The sequence below is a fragment of the Microbacterium umsixpiens genome (assembly GCF_053543675.1).
Genome location: NZ_JBLVOH010000184.1, coordinates 1 through 1514 on the forward strand (window position 1 = coordinate 1; position 1514 = coordinate 1514).

Genomic DNA, 1514 nt, shown 5'->3' on the forward strand with positions numbered 1-1514 from the left:
GCGCTCCCCGATGCGCGCTTCCCCAACTTCAAGGGCATCATGGCGGCGAAGAAGAAGCCCCTCGAGGTGCTCTCGCTCGCCGACCTCGACGTCTCGGCAGATCCGTCCGCCGCTCCGCGGACGATCATGACCGCCGTGTCGGAGAAGCCCCCGCGGGCCGCCGGCGTGAAGATCACCGATGAAGGCGACGCGGCCGACAAGCTCGTCGAGTACCTCGTGCAGAACAGGCTGGTGTGAGATGACCTCGTCCGAGAACCCGATCCTCGTCCTCATCGACGTCGACCCGTCCGGCTATGTCGCGAGCAGCACGGCGGCACTCATCGGCGCGGCCTCGACGATCGGCTCGCCCGTGGCGCTCATCGTCGGTGGCAGCCCGGCCGCGGTTGATCAGGCCGCTGCGGCAGGAGCATCGGTCGTGCTCACCGCCGACGGCGACCCGTCCGTGCTCACCGTGCCGATCGTGGATGCCCTGCAGGCCGCGGCCGCACAGGTGCGCCCCGACGCCGTGCTGATCTCGAACTCGATCTCCGGCCGCGATGTCGCCGGGCGCTTCGCGGCGCGCACGAAGAGCGCCCTCTCGGTGGATGCCGTGGGCGTCTCCCGTGACGACGAGGGCGTCGTCGCCCACCATTCCGTCTACGGCGGGGCATACCTCGTCGACTCGGCCGCGACCTTCGGCGCTCCGGTGATCACGGTGCGTCAGGGCGCGGTGGATGCGCGCGCCGAGGCCGTGCCGTCGCACTCGGTCGAGGTGCTCGACGTCACCCCGTCCGGCGCGGGCGCCGCGACGGCTGGTCCGGTCGAGGCTGTCGAGGTCGCCTCCTCCCGCCCCGAGCTGCGCGGAGCCACGCGAGTCGTCTCCGGTGGACGCGGCCTCGCGTCGAAGGAGAAGTTCGTGCTCGTCGAAGAGCTCGCCGATGCGCTCGGCGCTGCCGTCGGTGCGTCCAGAGCCGCCGTCGACGCGGGATACATCCCGCAGTCGCACCAGGTCGGTCAGACCGGCGTCTCGGTGTCTCCGCAGCTGTATGTCGCTCTCGGCATCTCGGGTGCGATCCAGCACCGCGCGGGCATGCAGACCTCCAAGAACATCGTCGCGATCAACAAGGACCCGGAGGCACCGATCTTCGACGTCGCCGACTTCGGCATCGTCGGGGACGTGTTCGCGGTGGTCCCGAAGGTGATCGCCGCCCTCGAGGCGCGGAAGAAGTAGTCATGGCGACGCGGATGCTGCGACGCGGTCTGCCGCGTGTGCCGGGCGGGGAGCCGTGGCCCCCGGCCGATGCCGTGGTGTCGGATGCGGTGGTGTCGGATGCGGTGGCGGAATCGTCGGTCGCACCGGTCGCACCGGTCGCCGAGGTCGGTGCCGAGCCGGTCCCCGTGGCGGCGACGACGGATGCTGTCGCCGAGGCGGAAGGGGCAGGTGCCCCGGTCGCAGCTGCGTCTCCGGTTGTCGACGCCGCGGTGAGCGGTGGGTCGCGTATCCGTCGCGGGCTGCCGCGCGTGCCGGGTGGCGA

The 1514-nt window shown here is 71.3% G+C and carries 1 protein-coding gene and 2 pseudogenes; all 3 read left to right on the forward strand.

Translation table 11 applies throughout. From position 1 onward, the window contains the following. Window positions 1-237: pseudogene (locus tag ACNPM4_RS17070) on the forward strand (electron transfer flavoprotein subunit beta); the annotation flags it as partial. A 1-nt stretch (window position 238) separates the two neighbouring features. Further along, a complete protein-coding gene (locus ACNPM4_RS17075) occupies window positions 239-1210 on the forward strand; it encodes an electron transfer flavoprotein subunit alpha/FixB family protein (RefSeq protein ID WP_448986475.1) in 972 nt (323 codons plus the stop codon). 2 nt (window positions 1211-1212) lie between these two features. Further along, window positions 1213-1514 (forward strand): annotated as a pseudogene (locus tag ACNPM4_RS17080) (cytochrome b/b6 domain-containing protein); the annotation flags it as partial.

Coding starts and splice junctions, on each gene's coding strand:
- ACNPM4_RS17075 (WP_448986475.1), top strand. CDS start 239: ATGACCTCGTCCGAGAACCCGATCCTCGTCCTCATCGACGTCGACCCG.